We start from the raw sequence: 1,032 nt of genomic DNA on the forward strand, positions 1-1,032 counted from the left end.
GAATCGAGCAGCGCCTTCGAGGGGATACAGCCCACGTTCAGGCAGGTCCCGCCCAGCGCGGGCTCGCTGCCCTTGCGCCGGAACTCGTCGATGCAGGCCACGCTCATGCCCAGCTGCGAGGCGCGGATGGCCGCCACGTAGCCCGCGGGGCCGGCACCGATGACGATGACGTCGTAGGAATTGGCCATTTTGACTCCCGTTGTCTAAAGCCGATTAAACCTCGAGCAGCAGCCGCGCCGGGTCCTCGATGACCTCCTTGATCGCGACGAGGAACTGAACCGCCTCGCGGCCGTCGATGATGCGGTGATCGTAGGAGTGAGCCAGGTACATCATCGGCAGGGCGCGGATTTCGCCATTCTCGACCATGGCCCGCTCCTGGATCTTGTGCATGCCGAGGATGCCGCTCTGCGGCGGGTTGAGGATCGGCGTCGACAGCAGCGAGCCGAAGATACCGCCGTTGGTGAGCGTGAAGGTGCCGCCGGTGAGTTCGTCGATGCTGATCTTGCCGGCCTTGGCGCGCTGGCCGAAGTCGGCGATCGCGGACTCGATCTCGGCGAACGAGAGCTGGTCGGCGTTACGCAGCACCGGCACCATCAGGCCGCGCTCCGTGGACACGGCGATGCCGATGTCGTAGTAGCCGTGGTAGATGATGTCGGAGCCGTCGATGGAGGCGTTCACCGCCGGGTAGCGCTTGAGGGCCTCGACCGCCGCCTTCACGAAGAACGACATGAAGCCCAGCTTGATGCCGTGGGTCTTCTCGAACTGGTCCTTGTAGCGGGCACGCAGGTCCATCACCGGCTTCATGTTGACCTCGTTGAAGGTGGTCAGCATGGCGGCGGTCTGCTGCGCCTCGACCAGACGCTCGGCGATGCGCTGGCGCAGACGGGTCATGGGCACGCGGCGCTCGGGGCGCTCGCCGGCGGCCGCGGCCTCGGTGGCCGCCGGGGCCTCCGGGGACTTGGACTCGGCCGGGGCGCTGCGCCGACCCGCCGGCTCCGGCTCGCGGGGCTTGCGCTCGGCGGCACCGCTGTC

At 67.7% G+C, this 1,032-nt stretch carries 2 protein-coding genes; both read right to left on the reverse strand.

The features are described 5' to 3' along the window. Window positions 1-188, reverse strand: a 188-nt coding sequence (locus G7A99_RS20830; RefSeq protein ID WP_163143802.1) for an FAD-dependent oxidoreductase, incomplete at its 3' end; no start/stop codon positions are given. A gap of 25 nt (window positions 189-213) precedes the next feature. After that, on the reverse strand, window positions 214-1,032 hold an 819-nt coding region (odhB, locus tag G7A99_RS20835; protein ID WP_163143804.1), incomplete at its 5' end, for a 2-oxoglutarate dehydrogenase complex dihydrolipoyllysine-residue succinyltransferase.

Source organism: Arhodomonas sp. KWT, from assembly GCF_010993615.1.